The sequence below is a fragment of the Aminipila terrae genome, assembly GCF_010120715.1.
GTDB lineage: Bacteria > Bacillota > Clostridia > Peptostreptococcales > Anaerovoracaceae > Aminipila > Aminipila terrae.
In genome coordinates, this window is record NZ_CP047591.1 from 2,975,754 (window position 1) to 2,996,803 (window position 21,050).

The following is a 21,050-nucleotide window of genomic DNA, read 5'->3' on the forward strand; positions in this document are numbered from 1 at the left end:
CATGATATATTTTGATAATGCAGCAACTACATATAAAAAACCGGACTGCGTAGTGGAAGCTGTAGCACAGGCTATGAAATATTGTGGAAACTCAGGTCGGGGAGGTCATGGAATTGCCCTTGAAAGCAGCAGGAAAATTTACGATGCCAGAGAAAAACTGGCTGATTTTTTTTGCTTTGAAGATGCTTCCTGCATTGTCTTTACAGCCAATGCCACAGAAAGTTTAAATATGGCACTTCAGGGAGTTTTAAAACCAGGAGATCATGTAATAACGACTATGTTAGAACACAATTCCGTGCTTCGTCCCCTTTATATGCTTGAAAGCAAGGGGGTAGAGCTTTCTTTTGTACCATGTGAAAAAATGGGAGTGCCTGAATATGGGATGATTCAGTCTCTTATTAAGTCTAATACCAAAGCCATCGTGGTTACCCATGCCTCTAATGTTACAGGAAATATCACAGACATTGGGAGGATTGGAAAAATTGCAAGAGAACATAATCTGATTTTTATGGTAGATGCTTCCCAAACTTCTGGAAGTATAGATATCAATGCCCGGGAAATGGGAATTAATATCCTGTGCACCACAGGGCATAAGGGATTAATGGGCCCCCAGGGAGTTGGTGTTTTAGCAGTGGAAAAGAAGATAGATATAGCCCCTCTTTTAGCTGGAGGGACTGGTATTCATTCTTTTAACAGGAAACAACCAGAAGCTATGCCGGAAAGACTGGAAGCTGGGACACTAAACGGACCGGGCATAGCAGGGCTTTATGCCGCTATAGATTTTATAGAACAAACAGAGAAAAAAACATATTAGAAAAAGAACTGCAACTCATGTGGCATTTTTATGAAGGTGTAAAAAGCCAGAAAAGTGTGAGACTGTATGGGAATTTTCAATCAAAATACAGAGCTCCCATTGTTTCGTTAAATATTGGAGATTCAGATTCAGCCGAAGTAGCTGATATATTAGATCAGGATTATGGTATAGCAGTAAGAGCGGGTGCGCATTGTGCACCACTTATGCATCAGTTTTTTGAAACAGAAAAGCAGGGTATGGTAAGGTTTAGTTTTGGATATTTTAATACTTTTAAGGAAGTGGAGCTGGCTGTACAAGCAGTAAAATCTATTGGGGAAGATTTAAATAAATAAAGAGGGTAATATGCGAAAAAAGGTGCTAAGACTAATTGTAACATTTGAAAATACACAACAGGCATTAGCCTGTGAAAAAAGGTGTAGGGAACAGGGAATAGGTGAACGGTTAATCCCTGTACCTGGACAGATTTCTGCAGGATGTGGGCTGGCTTGGAAAGGCGAACTTCAACATAGAAGAAAGATTGAAAAGCTTCTTCTGAAAAATCAGATAGCATATGAGGGGTTTTATGAAACTTACCTGTTGGAAAGTTATACCTGTGAAGAACATAAACTGGTGGACTTACTGGAACCTCACATAAAGTGCGTTGCTTTTGTTGGTGCAGGAGGAAAGACTACTACCATTTACAATCTGGCAGAACAGTTGGCTAGTCTGGGAAAACGTGTTATTATAACCACCACCACTCACATCTATCAGCCTTTAGAGCTGGAGACTGCATCCGATATTGTAAGTTTAGAGCAAATATTACAAAATAATAAAATAGCAGTAGCAGGAATTCCATTGAAAGAAGGAAAATTGACTGGTCTTGAATCAGAAAGTGCAGCCCAGTTAAAAAAATATGCTGACTATGTACTTATTGAAGCTGACGGGGCCAGAAACCTCCCTGTTAAGGTGCCGGCAGAACATGAGCCTGTCATACCGGAGTATGCGGATATGGTTATTGGTGTTGTAGGGATGGATTGTATGGGAAGAAGCATTGAAAGTGCATGTTTTCGAAAAGAAAAAGCAACAGAACTATTAAATGCAGTCCCAAATAAGACCGTTACAGAAGACCACTTAATTACGGAAGAGGATATAATGCAGATTGTCATAAGTGAAAGAGGATTAAGAAAAGATGTGGGACAAAAACCTTTTAAATTAATATTGAATAAAGTTCATGACCAGAATACCAGACAGTCAGCTGAGACAATCATAAAACTGTTAAAATCCAGAGGAATAGAAGAATGCCTTATAACCTCATATAATGAGAAGGAGAGGGCTTAAAGAGTGAAAAAGATTTATATCAGAGGGGCTGGAGATCTGGCCACGGGTATAGCCTGCCGGCTTTATGAAAGTGGTTTCCAGCTATTAATGACGGATTTGAAGGTGCCTACAACTGTAAGAAGAACAGTAGCTTTTTCTCCAGCCATCTATGAACAAAAAGCGGTGGTAGAGGGAAAAACAGCAGCATATTGCTGTTCAATGAAAGAAGTTCAAGAGTCTTTATTAAGAAAAGAAATTCCTGTTGTGGTAGATATGGAGCAAACATTTTTTCATGCCTATCAGCCGGATATAGTAGTAGATGCTATTATTGCAAAGAAAAATATAGCTACCAGGATAACAGATGCTGGGATAGTAATTGCAGTAGGCCCAGGATTTACGGCGGGTAAAGACTGTCATTGTGTTATTGAATCTATGAGGGGCCATAACCTGGGCAGATGCATTTATACAGGACAGGCAGAACCGAATACAGGGATTCCTGGAAATATTGAAGGCTTCACTTATGAAAGAATTATTCGTGCTGAAAATGAGGGTACGTTCAAAGGAGCTGTGACCATTGGAGAGAAAGTTACTACAGGGCAGGTGGTTGCCTATGTAGGAGAGAAACCGGTTTTAGCTTCAGTAAACGGTATTGTCAGAGGTCTTCTGCAAGACGGGTTATGGTGCATAAGAACATGAAGGCTGGGGATATTGATCCCAGAGCTAAAAAAGAAAATTGTCATACTGTTTCAGATAAGGCACGGGCCATTGGAGGGGGCGTTCTTGAAGCTATTATGCATTTAATTTATTTTCAATAACCGAAAGATGGTGTTTCGCATATTATGAATGTATACAGATAAGTCTCATAGGATGGGAGGCACACAATATGAAAAAGGAGTATTTGCTTACTTTCTCATCATTTTATAAAGCAAAGTATGCTCAGGAGAAGATAACAGAGTTAGGCGTAAGATGCACAGTAAAACGGGCACCTTCAGAGTTGGTTACGTCCTGCGGATATGCTATATATTTAAAAACCGATGATTTAAATAAGGTGTTAAGTGTTTTTGATGGTGAAATACTTGCTGTCAAAAACATATTTCTTATAGATAACTCTTTAGGTAATACCCAATATAGAAGAATATCTTTTTAAGTAATATTTAAACCATAAAAGGGCTTATTTGAAGTTGTATTTTAATTTCAAATAAGCTTTTTAAAATACTTATTGTTAATTTTAACAAATATTTTTTAAATTATTTGTTAAAAAATATAAAAACATCTTGACAATTTCCTTTTATTATACTAAAATTCAACTATGCTTAATGAAGCGATAAATTAAATAAGATTAAAGACTAAGACGGAGAGAGTAAGTGTTCAAATGAAAGTCGGAGCGAGTCAAGGATGGTGTGAGCTTGATACAAGTAGTAGGACGACTGAAAATCACTCCTGAGTTGCAGGCTGAAAAAAGAAATGTTGGATATATACTTAAGTAAGCTTTGACGGTTTTTCCCCCGTAACAGGGAACGCGTATGTTAGTATGTTGTATAAGGTGGTATAGCAAAATGCTTTAGGCTTTTGTCCTTTTACAGGGATAAAAGTCTTTTTTTATATCTTGCCTGCACATACGGAATGATTTTAACATTTATGGAGGTATAGAAAAATGGAAAAGAATACTGTGGAAATTCGTTGGCACGGACGTGGTGGTCAGGGTGCAAAGACAGCTTGCTTTCTGCTTGCAGATGTGGCTTTTAATTCAGGAAAACATGTACAGGGGTTCCCTGAATATGGACCAGAAAGAATGGGGGCACCAATCACTGCTTATAACAGAATAACGGATAAAAGATGTACAGTTCATTCCAATATTTATACTCCTGATTATGTGATCGTAGTAGATGAAACATTGCTGGGAAGTGTAGATGTAACAAAAGGACTAAAAGAAGATGGTGCTATCATTGTAAACAGTGAAAAAGATCCAGAAGAACTGAGAAGTATGCTGGGGGATTTTAAAGGAAAAGTTTGTTCTATAGATGCAAGAAAAATATCGGAAGAGACTATAGGTAAGAATATGCCCAATACTCCCATGCTTGCAGCAGCTGTAAAAATCAGCAAGGTTGTTGAACAGGAACAGTTTATAAAAGATATGGAAAGTTCACTACGTCATAAGTTTGCAACAAAGCCTCAGGTAGTTTCAGGCAACATGGAGGCCCTTAGAAAGTCTATGGAGGAGGTTAAAGTAGGTTAATGAAAAAGGCAGCAGAAATAAATGAACATACATCCTGGCAGGAGTTGACTCCAGGAGCTGAAATATATGAACCAGCCACTTCAAAGCTGGTAAACACAGGGGACTGGAGAACCATGATCCCAGTTTTTTTAGAAGATAAATGCAGGCATTGCCTGCTTTGTGTTCCATTTTGCCCAGACAGTTCAATACCTGTAAAGAATGGTAGACGGGAAGAGTTTGATTTTATGCATTGCAAGGGATGTGGTATATGCTATAAAGTGTGTCCTTTTGGTGCAATTGAATTTGTAAGGGAGGAGAAGTAATGGCTATCAGAGACAGATTATCAGGTAACGAAGCAGTGGCTACAGCCATGAGACAAATCAACCCTGATGTAATGGGAGCGTTCCCAATCACACCATCAACAGAAATCCCTCAGTATTTTTCTTCTTATGTGGCAAATGGCCTTGTAGATACTGAATTTGTAGCAGTGGAATCAGAACATAGTGCAATGTCTACCTGTATTGCAGCAGAGGCAGCAGGAGCCAGAGCTATTACTGCAACATCTTCCTGTGGCATGGCGTTAATGTGGGAGCTTTTATATGTAGCTTCCTCCTCAAGACTGCCAGTAACCATGGCCCTTGTAAACAGAGCGCTAACGGGACCTATAAACATTAATAATGACCATTCTGATTCTATGGGAGCAAGAGATGCAGGATGGATTCAGATTTATTCAGAAACCAATCAGGAAGCTTATGATAACTTTATTCAGGCCATGCCTATAGGTGAAAACAAAGAAGTAAGACTGCCTGTCATGGTTTGCCAGGACGGCTTTATAACGAGCCATGCAATAGAAAATATGGAACTCATTGAAGATGAAAAGGTAAGAGCTTTCGTAGGAGAATATGAACCTGAAAATTATCTGCTAAAGAAAGAAAATCCCATGGCTGTAGGACCTTATGGAATCTCTGCTTATTATATGGAATTTAAAAAGCAACAGGCAGAAGCAATGAAAAATGCAAAAAAGGTAATTTTAGATGTGGCTGCAGAGTTTGAAGAACTAACTGGTCGGAAATATGGATTTTTCGAGGAATTCATGATGGAAGATGCAGAAACAGCTGTTGTTATTATCGGTTCCAGTGCTGGCACTGGTAAAGCTGCAGTAGACATGCTGAGGCAACAGGGGAAGAAAGCAGGCCTTATTAAAATCCGTGTGTTCAGACCTTTCCCAATGGAGGAATTAGCTGAGGCACTGTCTCATGTGAAAGCTGTTGCTGTGATGGATAAAGCAGAGAGCTTTTCTGCAGCAGGGGGACCATTGTTTGCTGAAGCCCGTTCCGCACTTTATGATTTAGAAGACCGGCCTAAAACCATCAATTATGTATACGGACTCGGTGGCAGAGACATCACAGTAGAAGATTTTGAACATATATTTGAAGAAATATTCAGGATAGCAGAGTCGGGAAACACGGGAGAGGTGTACAGACATATCGGACAAAGAGAAGCAGATGAAACTAGAAAAGATGTAGAATATAAAAGGTATCAGCTGGAGAACAATAACTGGAGGTGGCAGAGCAATGGTTTATAATTTTAAAGAAGAGATGGAAAAACCGGAAAGGCTCGCCGGAGGCCATCGGCTATGTGCAGGATGTGGGGCCTCCATTGCAGTCAGAGGTGTTTTAAGAGCTTTGGAACCAGAAGATCGTGCAGTTGTTACAAATGCTACCAGTTGCCTTGAGGTATCCACATACTTATATCCTTATACTGCCTATGAAGACAGTTATATCCACAGTGCTTTTGAAAATGCTGCAGCAACCTGCGGAGGTGTTGAAACCGCTTATCGGGTATTAAAGAAAAAAGGTAAGATAAAGGAAAACTTTAAGTTTATTACTTTTGGCGGTGATGGAGGCACATATGATATAGGGCTACAATCTTTATCAGGAGCTATGGAACGAGGCCACGATATGGTTTACGTGTGTTATGATAACGAAGCTTATATGAATACAGGTATCCAGCGTTCATCTGCAACACCAAGGTTTGCAGATGCTACAACTACACCTGTAGGGAGCCGCTCTTATGGTAAAATCCAGAATAAAAAGAATCTGACAGAAATTATTGCAGCTCACAATGTACCTTATGCTGCACAAACTACGTTTATGGGAAATTTTAAGGATCTTCATGAAAAATCACGAAAAGCCATTTACACAGAAGGACCATGTTTCTTAAATATTCTGTCTCCATGTCCCAGAGGCTGGAGATATGAAATGGAGAATCTGGCAGAAATCTGCCAATTGGCGGTGGACACCTGCGTCTGGCCTTTGTATGAGATTGAGGAAGGTGTCTGGAAGCTTAATTATGAACCTAAGAAAAAGGTTCCTCTTGAGGAATTTTTGAAAAAGCAGGGCAGGTTTAAGCATATGTTTGCAAAAGGCAATGAATGGATGATTGAGGATGCCCAGAAATATGTGGATGACCAGTGGGAACGGCTGCTTAAAAAATGTAAATAGTAATAATAAAAACCTTCTTAAATTTAAAAGACCCCTTTTGGTGAATATCAAAAGGGGTCAATAATTTTAGTTAACTGATTATTTTAAAGCATCAGGATTCAGGCAATGAAGTTCAGGAGGTACAAATAACCCATCTTTTCTGATAAGCACGTCATCAAAATAGATTTCGCCACCACCATACTCAGGCCTTTGAATCATTACAAGATCCCAGTGAACCGCAGAATTGTTTCCATTAGGAGCATCTTCATAGGATTGCCCTGGTGTCAGATGGAAGGAACCTGCTATTTTTTCATCGAACAGGGTGTCTTTCATTGGATACAGAACATATGGATTTACACCAATAGCAAATTCTCCGAAGAATCTTGCCCCTTCATCTGTATCAAGAAGTTCATTGATTTTTTTATCGCTGTTTGCAGTGGATTTGATAATTTTACCATCTTTCACTTCAAATACAATGTTTTCAAAAGTGAATCCCATTTCCTCTGAAGGAGTGTTGTAAGAAATAATACCATTCATAGAATCCTTTACAGGAGCTGTATAAACTTCTCCATCTGGAATATTTCTTTCTCCAGAACACTTAATAGCTGGTATTCCTTTTATAGAAAAAGTCAGGTCTGTACCAGGTCCCACAATGTGAACTTTATCTGTCTTATTCATTAACTCAACAAGTGGAGTCATGGCATCTGCCATCTTTTTATAGTCTAAGGTGCATACGTCAAAGTAAAAATCTTCAAAAGCTTCAAGACTTGTAGTGGCTAATTGAGCCATACTATGATTAGGATAACGAAGAACCACCCATTTAGTATGGTTTACTCTCTCTTCTAATACCGGATGCAGAATTCTGTTGTACATATTCATTTTTTCAGAAGGTACATCTGACATTTCTGAGGTGTTCAGTCCTGCCCTGATAGAAATATAGGCATCCATACCTTCCATTTGCTTCATCTGATATTCTTCCATAAATTTTATCTGTTCTTCGGTACAGTTCATCAGGATTTCTCGGTTTACTTCGGCATCCCTTATTTCAAAATAAGGAAGACCGCCTTTTGCATAAACATCCTTAATCAGCTGTTTTACCAGAGGTTTAGTGCATTCTCCTTCGTAATGGATAAAGACTTTTTCACCTGGCTTAACGTCACAGGAATAGTCTACCAGTACATTTGACAACTTTTTTACGCGTGGATCCATTTATTTAATCTCCTTTACTCTTTAGGTGGTTATTTCCAACCATTATTATACCCCAAACCATGTGATTATAAAAGTTGTTTATATTATTACAGATTGTACCTCACTTAAAGCTACTTTCCCGTCGACAGTTAATCTTTTTATTTTATTTTTATTTTTTTCAACGGATGCTATTAATTCGCCTGCAGGCTGAGATACTCTGTACATGTAAGTTCCATCTGTGTATTTCTGTGAAAGGGAAATACACAGGGCCGTTGTTCCCGATGCACAACTGCCTTCAAAATAGGTAGTATCTATGTCTCTTACATATACAACAGGAACCATATGTTTGAGTTTGGTATTATAAAACATTACCCCAAATACAGATGGGTTTCTTGTTTTCATAACATATGTTTTAATTTCATTGAAAATCTTCTCACTTGCAGGAATATCATTTAAAATAATATGTAAAATACCATCAAATTCAACAAGTCCCGCCGAGTTTAGGTAACTGAGTTTTTGATCCTTTAGATATTTGATTTTTTTAGGATGAGGCATGGATACTTCAGCCCGGTTAAGACTGGTGTTGACTAATACATCAAGAGGTTCCCGAATACCACTGACAGAGATTTTAATATTATTCAGACCTGTCAGACCCTGCTGCTTCGCGATAAAAAGGGCAAAGCTTCTTGAGGCATTGCCGCAGAACTCCAGCCCGCTCATATTCATGGAGCCCTGTATATTATGGTGAAAATCAATATTCTTTATGAAACATACTTGTTCAGCATTAAAACAGTTTATATTTAATAGTTTATCTGATATGACAGCATATTGGGATTCGGGAACAGGGGTTAATACAAATATTATTTTATTTCCAGAGGGATTAGCTATTACTACAGACAGTTCTTGTTTTCCCATAATATATCCTCCTACCTAAATTAAAAAACTAAAATAAATATATCAGAAAATTTTGTCAAAATCAAATCTTATAGAAAATTAAAATTTATTGCGGAAGATTAAGTTCTATGATATAATTTCATTCGTTGTAAACTGTGGATAGCAGATTAAAGGCACTAAAAGAATATTAATATGGAAGCGTATCGAAGTGGTCATAACGAGCCGCACTCGAAATGCGGTTGCCTGCAAGGGCACGTGGGTTCGAATCCCACCGCTTCCGCCATAAAAAACGCCGCAAATCAAGGATTCTTGATTTGCGGCGTTCTTTTTTTCTTTAAAATCGATTAGCCATGTGCCCCTTGGCGGTCGCGACGCTGACCTTATGATTTTAACATATTGACTAGCATTTTCATTGGGAGTGAAAAGCTTTTTTTCTGGTGGCTCAAAAGCTGTAGCCACACATAAATTTGGCAATCAGGTACATCTATCTCTTTGATTTTTCCTAACTTTATTTTTTTATCCAAAGCACATTTTGGAAGAAAAGATATGTGCTCTCCCAATTCAATGATTTGCTGTATCAGCTCCATATTATTTGTTTCCAGGTATGGATGAATTTCTTGTAACTTAGAGGCAAGAAAAATCTCCAGATGTTCCCTGTAACTCAAACTATGCTTTGTAAGGACAAAATCAGCAGATAGCAATTCTTTTATCGAAACAGTTTTTTCAGCCAGTGGATTTTGAGCAGAGCAAAAAAATACCATTGGCATTTTCTTTTCAAATGCAATCAGAATATTGGAATCATAATGCCTCCGGTCTAAGGTAAATATGAAATCTACTTCATTTTTGTTCAATAACTGAAATAGTGTTTTTGTATCCCCTGTCTCAACATTGAATTTGACATTTGGATATTTCGCATGATATTTAGAAAATATTTCAGGAAGCAGTGATGAGCATAATGAAATGTCCGTACCTATCCGTAGTTCTCCGCTTACTTCCGACTGATTTAAAAGTTGTTCTTTGGCTTCATTTTTTAGGGCTAACATTTTTTGGGCATAGTCCAAAAACTCAGTTCCCTTTGGCGTTAATCGAATAGACTTATACAATCGGTCAAACAAAGTTACACCAAGTTCTTCTTCCAAATGATGTATTTGTGTAGTCACGGTTGATTGCGAATATCCAAGCTCCACAGATGCCTTAGAAAAACTCGCCAATTCTGCAACCTTTGTAAATGTTACTAATTGCCTTAATTCCATGGAATTCTCCCATCTAAATAAATGAATTGTATTATAAAATATTTCAATTTTACAAATATAACTTTAAGATTTATTATATACATGTGAAGGAAAAAATCAAGAGATTACTTTGGAGGATTGTCAATGAAAGAATTAACTGAGAGGTATCAAGGCAGCTTTTTCAATGCCTATACGATAACACGAATGAAACTATATAAACATGAGCTACCCATAGAAAATGACAAAGAAAAAATTTCCCGATTATATGGATATGATAAGCAAAAAACTGACCTTGTTTTTGAAATGTTGGATAAAGAAATGGCACAATCATTACAAGTATTGAAAAGTCAATGCCAGAAAAATCTGGATCTGTGTGGCAAAAAAATAAAGGGAAACATTTTCTTTATTGGAGATCAACTCACATGTGATTATCTGGGATATTTTCAAATATTGCAGCACGCCTTTTCAGATTACAGCGATATTCATCTGCACTCATGCGCGGTTCATGGAATTACTACCAATCAAATTATTCCATTTGTCCATGATAATATCCTTTCCCACAGTCCTGTTGTAGTATGTATATTGATCGGAACAAATGATTGTTTAAGAATTAGCAATGACAGATATCATAAAAATGTATGCTCTCCCGAAGAATTCAAAAAGAATCTCGAATATTTAATTTTGCTGTTTAATCACTATGGAAGCAAAATCATTTTGAACACATTGCCGCCAGTAAATGAATCATTAGTAAAAAAGCATTATAGTCCAGATAAGCTAATCGCTGACAAAAATGACTGGAAATTATATAACCAGATAATAGCTAATGCTGCAAAAACACATGGTTGTATGCTCAATCGTCCAGATTGTACCTTTTCGTTAAATGATATAACGGAAAACGGGGACGGAATCCTTTTGACAAGCGAAGCCCAATGTGTTCTTGCCGGACAAATTTTAAATTTAATGGGAAGTACGGGTGAAATTCATGCATGAGCAAATCGAAAATACTTTAAAAGAAGCATATCAGACAATACGTTTCAAAACATATCAAATGGGGGCTGACTTTATGGAAAATGATGCGGCGAAGATATGCTGTGCTTTCAATTTTGAACCTGAAACTGTCCGATGTGTTTTGGAGGAGCTGGATAAAGAATTGCAGCCACATATAGAATACTTGAATCAAAAATATGGAGATATGATACGAGAGAAATTTAGAAAAAAGCAGCTTACAATATGCTGTCTCGGTGATTCTTTTGTAAGCGATTATCAGAGTTTTTTTCAGATGCTTCGTGTTTTATTAAAGCCTTATCCCAATATTAAGCTGATTGATGCCGCTGTTACAAGTGAAACTTCGACACAGTTAATCACACATATCCATAAACGGGCGATTGTATATAAACCGGATATTACTTTTGTTTTAATTGGTACAAACGATATGCGCCAGAACAATGACATCTATGCTCAGCCCTATGTAAGGCTTTCAGAATACAGGGAAAATCTTGACTTTATGTCACTATTGCTGCACCAATGTGGCAGCAAAGTAGTTCTAAATACCCTGCCGCCATATGACACTGTAAGAATGGAACATTCTGTTTCGGAAAAACGTTGGACATACAAATTATATATTGATAAAGAGTACAATGATGTGATTAGAGACATTGCATTGAAACATCAATTTTATTTAAACGATATTGCAGAACATTTTAAAATTTTCCACGAGCAAATCAATATTCCGAATAATGGATTACATTTGACGGCATCTGCTCACTGTTATTTTGCAGATAAATTATTAGATTTACTATTAAACAACATTTTGGAATGTTGACCAAAGAGTCTACTTCAAAACACCCATAACTTTAAGTGCAGTACCGAATTGCGTTAACACCAGATGGAAATGCCTACTGGCATAGCTGCATATTGTTACTTTGTTTTAGCTAAAGGCTATTTTTATCAGTATAACAAGAATACCAAGCACAATTCTATACCAGCCAAATATCTTAAAATCGTGTTTTTTGATATATTCCATGAGAAACTTTATGACCAGAACAGACACTGCAAATGCAGAGGCCATACCAATTCCCAGGATAAGCAATTCTGATCTTGTAAAGCAAAAACCAAACTTCACTATTTTAACGGCACTTAGACCGAACATAACAGGAACCGCAAGGAAAAATGTAAATTCAGCTGCTGCAACTCTTGATACCCCAATCAGCAACGCACCTATGATTGTGGCTCCAGAACGTGAAGTGCCGGGAATAATGGAAAGTACTTGAAATAGACCAATCAAAAAAGCCATTTTATAGGTAATGTCGTCTAACTTTGTGGTAGTTGGAGATCTCCTGTTATTCCACTTTTCAATGATAATAAATGCAATGCCATAGAAAATGAGGGCTGTGGCAATCACCACTGGAGTATGCAAATTGGCCTCAATATAATCATCAAAAAGGATAGTGATGACAGTTCCTGGAATACAGGCAACAACTACCTTAAACCATAGGGAAAAAGTATCTCTTTTAATGCCATACTTAGTTTTTTCTCCAAATTTAAAGGGAAACATTTTCTTCCAAAATATAAGGACTACTGCAAGTATTGCTCCAAGTTGGATCACAACAAAAAACATTTCTTTAAATGATTCGCTCGTATTAAGAGTAATAAACTCATCCACCAGAAGCATATGCCCCGTACTGCTGATGGGCAGCCATTCCGTAATGCCCTCTACAATACCAAGAAATACAACTTTCAATATTTCTATAAAATTAAATAACATTATTTCAAATCCTCCTTTTGAAAATAGTGAAAGGTTATAAAAAAAACCACTGCTGATAACAAATTTATTATCTGTTCCAATGCGGTAAAAGCCAAGAAACTTATCGTCACCATAGAAAAAAACTCCGACACTTATGGTGTCAGAGCCTATTTTCAAGGAATTGATGGAAATTTTTATTTTGTTTTGCTTTGCTGCAACAATAGAAATATCTTCACACCAAAAAACATGAAGAGCAGTATTGTTGCATATGGTTCCCTTGCAGCAGCATATAAACAGATTGCTACTGCGCCTGTTGCGATAGAAACTTTCGAGGTAATGCTATACAATGACTCTTTATCGAAGCAAATAAAAGAAAGTCTGGCAATTCCAAGTCCTATTATAAATAGAAAGATAGCCCAATGTATTCCAATATCTATATTTGGCATATGAGTATTTGACAGAAGATTTACGTGGTAAACATGGTTGCCTTGAGGTTCTCCATAGATTGGTAATACAATAAATGCAACTGCCAATACATCTATTATTCCGCTGATAATGTTATAAATTCGGTTAACATTAGAGTGGTTTTCAGTTTCAGCAAGGGTAATCAGCTCTTCCCCCGATAGTAGTTCATCTATGGTCACGGAAAAGAATTTTGAGATACATTTGAGGGATTCAATGTTAGGATACCCCTTGCCGCTTTCCCATTTTGAAATGGCTGTTCTTGATACATATAGTTGCTCTGCAAGCTGCTCCTGTGTTAAACTTTTTTGGGTTCTAAGCTGTTGTAGTTTTTCATTAAACTCCATTCACTTTATTCCTCTCTCGTTGGATTTTCAGGCATCTGTCGATCGGATTTTTAGTATCTTTTAGATATCAACGCTAATATTATATACGGACAGCCGAATAATAACAATACAACTAGTTATTGAAATAATAAAATGACTTGTTGATTAGAAGGGAGCACCTGAAATCTTTTATCCTGTTAATGCTACCGTGATTATCATTTCTACTTTAATCTCGGTAGCTTTTTGCATCTATACTCATTAGTTTTGACACATAATTAGCTTTTTTATTAAAATGGCTACCATAAAGTTTCAACTTTCATAAAATACGGTAGATTTTGACAAAAATGCTACCGTGGGTTTTATTTTTTTATAATTATAAGAGCAAAAAACTTATTCCCTTATCATTTCGTTGTTGCACTTTGTAAAGCTAACATCTTAGTCATTAAATCTCAGCAAATTGGCATTTGTTAAATACAATAGGACATATTTATTTTTTCACTCGCCTATTCGGAATTTGGTGGCCTGAGTTTGACTGTCTAATCATCCTAATTTGCATAAAAAAGGGGCTGTTGCAAAATATAAATCATTTTGAGACGCCCCTTGTATACCTTTAGAGCAAACACCATATAGGTGTTTGCCGTCTTATTAAGGAATATATTTTATTGTTGCAGGATTATATTCGATAGGACAACCGCTACATTCTAAAATTAAGCCACTTCTGATGTGACGGTTCCCTTCTTCGTCAACAGCATGCCACCGTTTCATTAATTCATCATATGGGAGATAGGAGTAGTTACCCAGTATGTTTGGGTCCATTACATATATCCCATCATTATAATAGCCGCAGGCAACAATATAGTGTGCATTTTTCCAGTCTAAAGAATATTCTATATCATCTTCCAGCCGCCATGCCTGGATAATAAGAAGGGGAGTGATCCCAGCATCAATATGATCTTTTATACCTTGAAAATCCATGTGTTCTTTCATTGACGTTTTAAGTCCAAGCAGTCTGGCAAAGTATAAAATACTTCTATAGTCTGTCCCTAAAACAGGTTGAGAATGCAGAATCTCGGCTAAAGCACTTTGTCTGTAGTACATGCCGTAGCGGGCTAAAATAGATTGAAAACACGCTACCCCACAAGTGTACTCTGTATCCTGATAGCAAAGGGGAGTATAGATAAAGTTACTTCCACATTGTATGGTTGGTGGTACATCATAAACATTTTTTGAATTGGACATTACTAACACTCCTTATCAAAATTTGCAGAAGAAATCCAATCAATCATATATATGATTTAAACCATGCAGGTGTGAATAAGCATGTCAGTCATTTACTAATAGAACTATTTATAATTTTTATTGCAATTTCTTTTGCAGTCTGTCCAGAAACTTGTGCGTTTTTATCATCAAGGTAGACAGCAAAATAATATTTGGCTGAATTATTCTCACAAAATCCTACAAACCAGGCATTACCACTTGTACCAGTGCCGGTTTTACCATAGACAGAGAGATCAGTATCTTTTTCAGCCAGCATTATATTTTTAAGAGTGGATATGTTTTCCTGTGAATATTCCGTGTTGCCCTGAAAAATACTTCTTAAAATATTGACCTGCTCTATAGGAGAAATTTTTAAGGAGGAATCAAGCCAGAATCCATTTAAATCAGGCAGGGGGTTAACATTGCTTCCTTCCCATTGGCTTATATCACAGTTCCCGTATTGCAGCTCATTTAATTCTTTTTGGACTTCTTCTTTGCCCACCTGATCGATTATCTGCCTGTAATACCATACACAGGAGTTTTGAAAGGCATCTTTTAAAGTTAAATTTTCATTCCATGATTTAACTGGGTAAGTCGTTCCATTGTAGTTCATAGTAGAATTTTCAGATGAGATTATACCGTTTTTTAATCCCATAAGAGTGGATATAATTTTAAAGGTAGAGCAAGGGGAACTCTGTATATTGCAGAGGTCTTCATTGTATAAAGAGTAAACCTTATCCTGCGCATTGTAAAATACAGCACATCCATTGATGCCATTGAAGTACTGGCTATAATCAACAATTTCCTGGGAGGTCTTTTCCCCAAGGGGAGGAGGGGAGGTTTTGTCTGGGTGTACAGGCTTGGTATTACCACAGCCTATCAGACTGACAATTAAAACTATTAATAATAATGAACAAATTATTCTTTTCATTCCAGAGACTCCTATAATAAATTTTTTAGTATTTATAAAAATTCAATTACTTTATCAATGAAAACTTCGCCATCTAAATGTTCAATTTCATGACAGAGACATTTAGCCATTTCATCTTCCATGGTAAAAAGCATCTCTTTACCGTTTTCATCTAAAGCCTGTACAGTTACTTTCTGAGGGCGGATTGTTTTCCCTACTATATCGGGGAAACTCAGACACCCTTCTATACATTCCTGAACACCACTCTGGCCTATTATTTTAGGGTTGACTAATTTCAAATAGTAGGATTCATAATCAATAACCACAAGACGTTTTAAAAGTCCTACCTGGTTAGCCGCCAGAGCAGCACCATTTGGAGTTTCATGTAATGTATCCATCATATCCTCTAATATCTGGCGTATTTTATCATCTACAGCTGTAACAGGCTTACATTTTTTTCTCAGAATACTATCATCATTATAACGAAGTTGTCGTGTTGCCATGATTTTCCCTCCTGCTGCTTTCTGCCCTTGATTTTTTCGTACTTTCTTTAAATAAAAAAACTTCTTCAATAGAACAATTAAAAACCTTGGAAATATCATAGGCAAGCCATATAGAAGGCTCAAATTTTTCAGTTTCAATAGCATTTATTGCCTGTCTGGAAGTGCCTACAAGTTCACCAAGCTGCTCCTGAGTTAATCCTTTTTTTTCTCTCAGTTCTCTGATTCTGTTTTTCATTATCTATATTCCTTTTCTACTTAGATGTAATGTTGACATGACAAAATTATAGAATAAATATATGAAGGTGTCAAGTTGACATGACAAAACATTTCTTTTATGTGATTGTGATTATTTAGTGCTTGAAGATAAGTAGAGATAAGAGTATAATCTAAGCAAATATATATAATATGAACAGGGGAGCTTGTATGCAGGCTGAGAGGAAGTAATCAACTTCGACCCTTACACCTGATTTGGATAATGCCAACGTAGGAAGAGACTGCTTTTTTAAGTTTTACGGGATATACCATGGGTGTATCCCGTTTTTGTTTGCCCTGTTCGTAAAAGGAAGGAAGGCTTATGAGTGAAACAAAAACCTCAACATTTTCAAATGCTTTAATCTGGTTTGGGGCAGGTATGTCTATTGCAGAAATTTTAACAGGAACTTTAATAGCACCTCTTGGATTTCAAAAAGGTATTCTGGCAATTATTTTTGGACATGTAACAGGCTGCATACTGCTTTATTTTGCAGGGCTTATCGGTGCACAAACAGGGAAAAGCGCCATGGAGACAGTAAAAATATCTTTTGGGAAAAAAGGTTCCTTAATCTTTTCATGTCTCAATGTTATGCAGCTTGCTGGATGGACTGCCGTAATGATTGTCAGCGGAGCAGCAGCATCTCAATTCATTGTGGACTTAGGCGGCACATGGGTATGGAGTATTATTATAGGCATCTTGATTGTTCTGTGGGTAGCAATAGACATTAAGAATTTAAATAAGCTAAATATAGTTGCCATGAGTGCGTTATTTATACTTGCTATCTTATTAAGCAGTATGGTCTTTAAAGGAAATTCGACATCTGTACCAGAGGGTATGATCAGTTTCGGAGGGGCAGTGGAATTGTCTGCCGCTATGCCTCTTTCATGGCTTCCTCTTATTTCTGATTATACCAGACGTGCTAAAAATCCAGAAAAAGCTACTTTAGTCAGTACAGTGACCTATTTTGCAGTCAGCTGCTGGATGTATATAATCGGGTTGGGAGCATCAATATTTACAGGACAGTGTGACATAGCAAAAATTATGGTGAGTGCAGGTCTTGGAACAGCAGGATTAGTTATTGTTATTTTTTCTACTGTAACCACTACTTTTCTAGATGCTTATTCTGCAGGAGTAAGCAGTGAAAGTATTTCAGGAATATTTAAGGAAAAACCAGCCGCAATCAGTATTTGTGCCATAGGTACGATACTTGCTATATTTACGCCTATAACTGAATATGAAGGGTTTCTATATTTAATAGGCTCCGTATTTGCCCCCATGATCTCCATTTTGATTGTTAACTTCTATATTTTAAAAGTGGATTATTCGGAGAAAAGATTCAGTGGTACTAATTTATTAGTATGGGCGGTTGGATTTATCCTATATCGCATTTTTATGCAAATGAATACCGTAGTAGGAAATACATTGCCTGTTATGGTCATAACGGCTTTTTTATGTTTTATTGCAAATAAGGTTCTAGTAGGAGGTAAGGTTAATGTTTAAAGAAATTCTTGAAAATGTACGAAAGGCAAGTCCCCTGATTCACAATATAACCAATTATGTTACTGTAAATGACTGCGCCAATATTTTGCTGGCATGCGGCGCTTCCCCTATTATGGCAGATGACTGGGAAGAGGTTGAAGAAATCACCAGTATCTGTGGTGGGTTAAATATAAACATAGGGACCCTTAATCAGCGTATCATTTGTTCCATGATTCTGGCAGGAAAAAAGTCTAATGAATTAGATCATCCGGTTATTCTGGATCCAGTGGGTGCTGGTGCTTCTAAATTAAGGACAGAAACATCAGGTAAACTGCTTGATCAGGTAAAGTTGACAGTAGTTCGGGGAAATATATCGGAAATCAGAACTCTTGCGCTTGGTAAGGGAACTACCAAAGGCGTAGATGCAGATATAGCAGACAGGATAACTGAAGAAAACATAGATAATGCAGTCAGGTTTGCAAAGGATTTTTCAGGAAAAATAAAAGCAGTTGTAGCCATAACAGGAGCCATTGATATTGTGGCAGATTCGGAAAAAGCCTATATAATCCGTAATGGTCACCCAATGATGAGTAAGATAACAGGGACTGGCTGTATGCTGACCGCCATGACAGCGGCTTATCTTGTAGCCAATAGGGGCTGCTCCTTAGAAGCAACGGCTGCCGCTACTTGCGCTATGGGGTTGTGCGGAGAACTGGCACTAGACCGGCTAAGCAAGAATGATGGCAATTCTACTTATAGAAATTATATTATTGACGAAGTTTTTAATCTGGATGGAGAAAAATTGGAAAAAGGAGCAAAATATGAAGTGCGATGAAAAACATCTGATATTATATGCAGTAACCGACAGAAGCTGGCTTGGAGAAAAAAAGCTGGTAACCCAGGTAGAAGAAACACTGAAAGGGGAGCTACCTGTGTTCAGCTTAGGGAAAAGGAACTGGACTTTGAAGAATTTTTACAGGAGGCTTTAAAGATTAAGCAGCTATGTTCAGCCTATAATGTGCCTTTTATCGTGAATGACAATGTATCCGTTGCTATAAAATGTAACGCAGACGGCATACACGTGGGGCAAAGTGATATGGAAGCTTCTCATGTTCGAGATTTAATTGGTGAAAATATGATTCTGGGTGTATCCGTTCAAACCGTGGAACAGGCCCTGGCAGCAGAGAAAAGAGGTGCGGATTATCTGGGTGTAGGCACTATTTTTACTACATCAACCAAACCAGATGCTGATTTTGTAAGTCTTGATACCTTAAAAGCAATTTGTAAACAAGTTTCAATACCAGTAGTTGCCATTGGGGGCATTGGTGCTGACAATATTTCACAGCTGCAGGGAACAGCCATTGCAGGTGTAGCGTTAGTTTCAGCCATATTTGCCAGTGAAAATATCCAGTCCCAGTCAGAAAAATTACGGGAGTTATCAGAAAGGGTGGTAAAAAAATGAATATAGAAGGCGCGATTTTTGATCTGGATGGGACTTTATTAGATTCCATGCCCGTATGGGACACTCTAGCAGAAGATTACATTCAATCCATTGGAAAGAACCCCAAGGCGGGATTAAGAGAAAAGGTTTCAGATATGAGCCTTGTACAGGCGGCAGATTACTTTATTTCTGAATATGGCATATCTGCCAGCCAGGAAGAGATTTTAAATCAATTTAATGAAATGTTATCTGACTTTTATATAAAAAAGGCAAAAGTAAAAAAAGGTGTAAAGGAGTTTTTAGGACTCTTGAAAAATAGAAATGTTAAAATGTGTGTTGTTACTGCTACAGAAAAAATACTGGCTGAAAAAGCGCTTAAAAACAATGAAATGGAGGAATATTTTCAGTATATTTTCACCTGTACTGAAATGGGATACGGAAAAGACAGTGTAGAAATATTTAACCAAGCATTAAATGCACTGGATACCTGCAAAGACAAAACATATGTTTTTGAAGATGCATTATATGCAATTGAAACAGCAAAAAAGGCAGGAATGAAAGTTGTCGCAGTATTTGATAAAAGTTCTGCGGAAAAAAAGCAACAGATTGAGGGTAAAGCAGATATATATATTAATTCATTTTTAGAGATGGAGGATTATTTTGATTAAGAAGGTATTAACTATTGCAGGCTCTGACTGCAGTGGAGGTGCAGGAATACAGGCAGATATCAAAACCATAACTGCGCATAAAATGTATGCTATGAGTGCCATTACTGCATTAACTGCGCAAAATACAACAGGAGTTTATGGGATTTTAGACGCGGATCCAGAGTTCATAGGAAAGCAGATTGACTGCATATTTCAGGATATAAGGCCAGATGCAGTAAAAATAGGTATGGTTTCCAACAGTAGAACAATTGAAATCATAGTGGAAAAACTAATACAATATCAGGCAGAAAATATCGTTATTGATCCAGTTATGGTCTCTACAAGTGGAAGTGAACTGTTATGCTATGAGGCGAGAAAAACTTTAATAGATAAGTTATTACCTCTGGGAACCCTTATAACGCCAAACATTCCAGAGGCTCAGGTGATTTGTGGATTTAAGATTGAAAGTGAAGAGGATATGGTCAGGGCTGCTGTATGCATATGGGAAAAGATTCATGGTGCAGTACTTATAAAGGGTGGGCATTTAGTTCATGAAGCGGCAGATTTACTTTATGCAAATAACCAGAGACACTGGTTTAGAGAAGAAAGAGTTCACACAGTCAATACTCATGGTACAGGCTGTACATTGTCCTCTGCTATTGCCTGCAATTTAGCAGATGGTAACAGCCTGGATGAAAGCATAAAAAAAGCAAAAAAATATTTAACAGGAGCATTAAAAACAGGACTGAATATAGGAAAAGGTTCGGGCCCTTTAGAACATACCTATTGCCTGCAATTGCTGTAATTATGTGGGCTTCCAGTTATCCCCAAATCTTAATAAATCTTAAGATTTATTAAAGGATTTGTTAATATTGTCAGCTTAAAATGAGAATACTAGGGTTAATTG

At 37.2% G+C, this 21,050-nt stretch carries 25 protein-coding genes, 1 tRNA gene, 1 pseudogene and 1 riboswitch; of the genes and pseudogenes, 18 read left to right on the top strand and 9 right to left on the bottom strand.

The genetic code is table 11. The features are described from left to right. Position 1 precedes the first annotated feature (1 nt). From Ami3637_RS14290 to Ami3637_RS14325, 9 genes and pseudogenes are all read left to right on the top strand, one after another. A pseudogene (locus Ami3637_RS14290) lies at positions 2-1,146 on the top strand (aminotransferase class V-fold PLP-dependent enzyme). A 10-nt stretch (positions 1,147-1,156) separates the two neighbouring features. Next, on the top strand, positions 1,157-2,131 hold the full coding sequence (gene yqeC, locus Ami3637_RS14295) for a selenium cofactor biosynthesis protein YqeC (protein WP_162363146.1): 975 nt from the start codon (positions 1,157-1,159) through the stop codon (positions 2,129-2,131). Between the two features lie 3 nt (positions 2,132-2,134). After that, positions 2,135-2,806, top strand: coding sequence for a selenium-dependent molybdenum cofactor biosynthesis protein YqeB (gene yqeB, locus Ami3637_RS14300; protein WP_330586670.1), 672 nt, complete (start codon positions 2,135-2,137; stop codon positions 2,804-2,806). Then, positions 2,803-2,925, top strand: coding sequence for a hypothetical protein (locus Ami3637_RS18775; RefSeq protein ID WP_330586671.1), 123 nt, complete (start codon positions 2,803-2,805; stop codon positions 2,923-2,925). The genes yqeB and Ami3637_RS18775 overlap by 4 nt, the downstream gene beginning before the upstream one ends. A 68-nt stretch (positions 2,926-2,993) precedes the next feature. After that, positions 2,994-3,257: a DUF3343 domain-containing protein gene (locus Ami3637_RS14305; protein ID WP_162363147.1), complete on the top strand. Its 264-nt coding sequence runs from the start codon at positions 2,994-2,996 to the stop codon at positions 3,255-3,257. 507 nt (positions 3,258-3,764) lie between these two features. Continuing rightward, positions 3,765-4,346: a 2-oxoacid:acceptor oxidoreductase family protein gene (locus tag Ami3637_RS14310; protein WP_162363148.1), complete on the top strand. Its 582-nt coding sequence runs from the start codon at positions 3,765-3,767 to the stop codon at positions 4,344-4,346. Continuing rightward, positions 4,346-4,648 carry a 4Fe-4S binding protein gene (locus Ami3637_RS14315; protein WP_162363149.1) on the top strand — a complete coding sequence of 101 codons (303 nt, stop codon included), beginning with the start codon at positions 4,346-4,348 and terminating at the stop codon, positions 4,646-4,648. The genes Ami3637_RS14310 and Ami3637_RS14315 overlap by 1 nt, the downstream gene beginning before the upstream one ends. Further along, positions 4,648-5,910, top strand: a complete 1,263-nt coding sequence (locus tag Ami3637_RS14320) for a pyruvate ferredoxin oxidoreductase (RefSeq protein WP_162363150.1) — start codon at positions 4,648-4,650, stop codon at positions 5,908-5,910. Before Ami3637_RS14315 ends, Ami3637_RS14320 begins: the two co-directional genes overlap by 1 nt. After that, the gene (locus tag Ami3637_RS14325) at positions 5,900-6,829 is read left to right on the top strand and encodes a thiamine pyrophosphate-dependent enzyme (RefSeq protein WP_162363151.1); all 930 of its coding nucleotides are present in this window, start codon (positions 5,900-5,902) and stop codon (positions 6,827-6,829) included. Before Ami3637_RS14320 ends, Ami3637_RS14325 begins: the two co-directional genes overlap by 11 nt. A gap of 78 nt (positions 6,830-6,907) precedes the next feature. On the opposite strand, the gene Ami3637_RS14330 is transcribed toward Ami3637_RS14325, so the two are convergent. Next, on the bottom strand, positions 6,908-8,017 hold the full coding sequence (locus Ami3637_RS14330) for an aminopeptidase (protein ID WP_162363152.1): 1,110 nt from the start codon (positions 8,015-8,017) through the stop codon (positions 6,908-6,910). 78 nt (positions 8,018-8,095) lie between these two features. Further along, entirely contained in the window at positions 8,096-8,911 is an 816-nt protein-coding gene (locus Ami3637_RS14335) for a hypothetical protein (protein WP_162363153.1), read from the bottom strand. Between the two features lie 173 nt (positions 8,912-9,084). Here Ami3637_RS14335 and Ami3637_RS14340 point away from each other — a divergent pair. After that, positions 9,085-9,173 (top strand) — tRNA-Ser (locus Ami3637_RS14340). A gap of 97 nt (positions 9,174-9,270) precedes the next feature. On the opposite strand, the gene Ami3637_RS14345 is transcribed toward Ami3637_RS14340, so the two are convergent. Beyond that, positions 9,271-10,143: a LysR family transcriptional regulator gene (locus Ami3637_RS14345; RefSeq protein WP_162363154.1), complete on the bottom strand. Its 873-nt coding sequence runs from the start codon at positions 10,141-10,143 to the stop codon at positions 9,271-9,273. Positions 10,144-10,266: 123 nt separating this feature from the next. Here Ami3637_RS14345 and Ami3637_RS14350 point away from each other — a divergent pair, with 123 nt between their 5' ends. Next, positions 10,267-11,112, top strand: coding sequence for an SGNH/GDSL hydrolase family protein (locus Ami3637_RS14350; protein WP_162363155.1), 846 nt, complete (start codon positions 10,267-10,269; stop codon positions 11,110-11,112). After that, positions 11,105-11,944 (top strand): SGNH/GDSL hydrolase family protein, encoded by an 840-nt coding sequence (locus Ami3637_RS14355; protein WP_162363156.1) that lies wholly within the window; start codon positions 11,105-11,107, stop codon positions 11,942-11,944. Before Ami3637_RS14350 ends, Ami3637_RS14355 begins: the two co-directional genes overlap by 8 nt. A 105-nt stretch (positions 11,945-12,049) precedes the next feature. Here Ami3637_RS14355 and Ami3637_RS14360 read toward each other — a convergent pair whose 3' ends face one another. The 6 genes from Ami3637_RS14360 to Ami3637_RS14385 all read right to left on the bottom strand — a co-directional run bounded on the left by Ami3637_RS14360 (position 12,050) and on the right by Ami3637_RS14385 (position 16,558). After that, on the bottom strand, positions 12,050-12,886 hold the full coding sequence (locus Ami3637_RS14360; protein ID WP_162363157.1) for an undecaprenyl-diphosphate phosphatase: 837 nt from the start codon (positions 12,884-12,886) through the stop codon (positions 12,050-12,052). Positions 12,887-13,059: 173 nt separating this feature from the next. Next, a complete protein-coding gene (locus Ami3637_RS14365; RefSeq protein ID WP_162363158.1) occupies positions 13,060-13,674 on the bottom strand; it encodes a helix-turn-helix domain-containing protein in 615 nt (204 codons plus the stop codon). A 624-nt stretch (positions 13,675-14,298) separates the two neighbouring features. After that, a complete protein-coding gene (locus tag Ami3637_RS14370) occupies positions 14,299-14,892 on the bottom strand; it encodes a C39 family peptidase (protein ID WP_162363159.1) in 594 nt (197 codons plus the stop codon). 88 nt (positions 14,893-14,980) lie between these two features. Continuing rightward, positions 14,981-15,841, bottom strand: coding sequence for a penicillin-binding transpeptidase domain-containing protein (locus Ami3637_RS14375; RefSeq protein WP_162363160.1), 861 nt, complete (start codon positions 15,839-15,841; stop codon positions 14,981-14,983). 32 nt (positions 15,842-15,873) lie between these two features. Next, positions 15,874-16,323 (bottom strand): peptide deformylase, encoded by a 450-nt coding sequence (def, locus tag Ami3637_RS14380; protein WP_162363161.1) that lies wholly within the window; start codon positions 16,321-16,323, stop codon positions 15,874-15,876. Beyond that, positions 16,298-16,558, bottom strand: a complete 261-nt coding sequence (locus tag Ami3637_RS14385) for a helix-turn-helix transcriptional regulator (protein ID WP_162363162.1) — start codon at positions 16,556-16,558, stop codon at positions 16,298-16,300. Before Ami3637_RS14385 ends, def begins: the two co-directional genes overlap by 26 nt. A 166-nt stretch (positions 16,559-16,724) precedes the next feature. Continuing rightward, positions 16,725-16,830, top strand: a riboswitch (TPP riboswitch). A gap of 67 nt (positions 16,831-16,897) precedes the next feature. Between Ami3637_RS14385 and cytX the strand changes: the two genes are divergently transcribed. Genes cytX through thiD form a run of 6 tightly spaced genes read left to right on the top strand, consistent with a single transcriptional unit; the run spans position 16,898 to position 20,948 of the window. Continuing rightward, complete coding sequence (cytX, locus tag Ami3637_RS14390; RefSeq protein WP_162363163.1) at positions 16,898-18,076, top strand: putative hydroxymethylpyrimidine transporter CytX; 1,179 nt, start codon at positions 16,898-16,900, stop codon at positions 18,074-18,076. Next, positions 18,069-18,890, top strand: coding sequence for a hydroxyethylthiazole kinase (thiM, locus tag Ami3637_RS14395; protein ID WP_162363164.1), 822 nt, complete (start codon positions 18,069-18,071; stop codon positions 18,888-18,890). The genes cytX and thiM overlap by 8 nt, the downstream gene beginning before the upstream one ends. After that, positions 18,877-19,044, top strand: coding sequence for a hypothetical protein (locus tag Ami3637_RS18780; RefSeq protein WP_330586675.1), 168 nt, complete (start codon positions 18,877-18,879; stop codon positions 19,042-19,044). The genes thiM and Ami3637_RS18780 overlap by 14 nt, the downstream gene beginning before the upstream one ends. Next, a complete protein-coding gene (gene thiE / locus Ami3637_RS14400) occupies positions 19,011-19,517 on the top strand; it encodes a thiamine phosphate synthase (RefSeq protein WP_330586940.1) in 507 nt (168 codons plus the stop codon). Before Ami3637_RS18780 ends, thiE begins: the two co-directional genes overlap by 34 nt. Then, positions 19,514-20,164 (top strand): HAD family hydrolase, encoded by a 651-nt coding sequence (locus tag Ami3637_RS14405; protein WP_162363165.1) that lies wholly within the window; start codon positions 19,514-19,516, stop codon positions 20,162-20,164. The genes thiE and Ami3637_RS14405 overlap by 4 nt, the downstream gene beginning before the upstream one ends. Then, a complete protein-coding gene (gene thiD / locus Ami3637_RS14410) occupies positions 20,157-20,948 on the top strand; it encodes a bifunctional hydroxymethylpyrimidine kinase/phosphomethylpyrimidine kinase (protein WP_330586676.1) in 792 nt (263 codons plus the stop codon). Before Ami3637_RS14405 ends, thiD begins: the two co-directional genes overlap by 8 nt. The last annotated feature ends 102 nt before the right edge of the window (positions 20,949-21,050 follow it).

Coding starts and splice junctions, on each gene's coding strand:
- Ami3637_RS14335 (WP_162363153.1), bottom strand. CDS start 8,911: ATGGGAAAACAAGAACTGTCTGTAGTAATAGCTAATCCCTCTGGAAAT.
- thiM (WP_162363164.1), top strand. CDS start 18,069: ATGTTTAAAGAAATTCTTGAAAATGTACGAAAGGCAAGTCCCCTGATT.
- Ami3637_RS14375 (WP_162363160.1), bottom strand. CDS start 15,841: ATGAAAAGAATAATTTGTTCATTATTATTAATAGTTTTAATTGTCAGT.
- Ami3637_RS14310 (WP_162363148.1), top strand. CDS start 3,765: ATGGAAAAGAATACTGTGGAAATTCGTTGGCACGGACGTGGTGGTCAG.
- Ami3637_RS14355 (WP_162363156.1), top strand. CDS start 11,105: ATGCATGAGCAAATCGAAAATACTTTAAAAGAAGCATATCAGACAATA.
- Ami3637_RS14360 (WP_162363157.1), bottom strand. CDS start 12,886: ATGTTATTTAATTTTATAGAAATATTGAAAGTTGTATTTCTTGGTATT.
- Ami3637_RS14325 (WP_162363151.1), top strand. CDS start 5,900: ATGGTTTATAATTTTAAAGAAGAGATGGAAAAACCGGAAAGGCTCGCC.
- Ami3637_RS14305 (WP_162363147.1), top strand. CDS start 2,994: ATGAAAAAGGAGTATTTGCTTACTTTCTCATCATTTTATAAAGCAAAG.
- Ami3637_RS14370 (WP_162363159.1), bottom strand. CDS start 14,892: ATGTCCAATTCAAAAAATGTTTATGATGTACCACCAACCATACAATGT.
- Ami3637_RS18780 (WP_330586675.1), top strand. CDS start 18,877: ATGAAGTGCGATGAAAAACATCTGATATTATATGCAGTAACCGACAGA.
- def (WP_162363161.1), bottom strand. CDS start 16,323: ATGGCAACACGACAACTTCGTTATAATGATGATAGTATTCTGAGAAAA.
- yqeC (WP_162363146.1), top strand. CDS start 1,157: ATGCGAAAAAAGGTGCTAAGACTAATTGTAACATTTGAAAATACACAA.
- Ami3637_RS14365 (WP_162363158.1), bottom strand. CDS start 13,674: ATGGAGTTTAATGAAAAACTACAACAGCTTAGAACCCAAAAAAGTTTA.
- Ami3637_RS14330 (WP_162363152.1), bottom strand. CDS start 8,017: ATGGATCCACGCGTAAAAAAGTTGTCAAATGTACTGGTAGACTATTCC.
- Ami3637_RS14405 (WP_162363165.1), top strand. CDS start 19,514: ATGAATATAGAAGGCGCGATTTTTGATCTGGATGGGACTTTATTAGAT.
- cytX (WP_162363163.1), top strand. CDS start 16,898: ATGAGTGAAACAAAAACCTCAACATTTTCAAATGCTTTAATCTGGTTT.
- Ami3637_RS14345 (WP_162363154.1), bottom strand. CDS start 10,143: ATGGAATTAAGGCAATTAGTAACATTTACAAAGGTTGCAGAATTGGCG.
- Ami3637_RS14315 (WP_162363149.1), top strand. CDS start 4,346: ATGAAAAAGGCAGCAGAAATAAATGAACATACATCCTGGCAGGAGTTG.
- Ami3637_RS14350 (WP_162363155.1), top strand. CDS start 10,267: ATGAAAGAATTAACTGAGAGGTATCAAGGCAGCTTTTTCAATGCCTAT.
- Ami3637_RS18775 (WP_330586671.1), top strand. CDS start 2,803: ATGAAGGCTGGGGATATTGATCCCAGAGCTAAAAAAGAAAATTGTCAT.
- Ami3637_RS14320 (WP_162363150.1), top strand. CDS start 4,648: ATGGCTATCAGAGACAGATTATCAGGTAACGAAGCAGTGGCTACAGCC.
- Ami3637_RS14385 (WP_162363162.1), bottom strand. CDS start 16,558: ATGAAAAACAGAATCAGAGAACTGAGAGAAAAAAAAGGATTAACTCAG.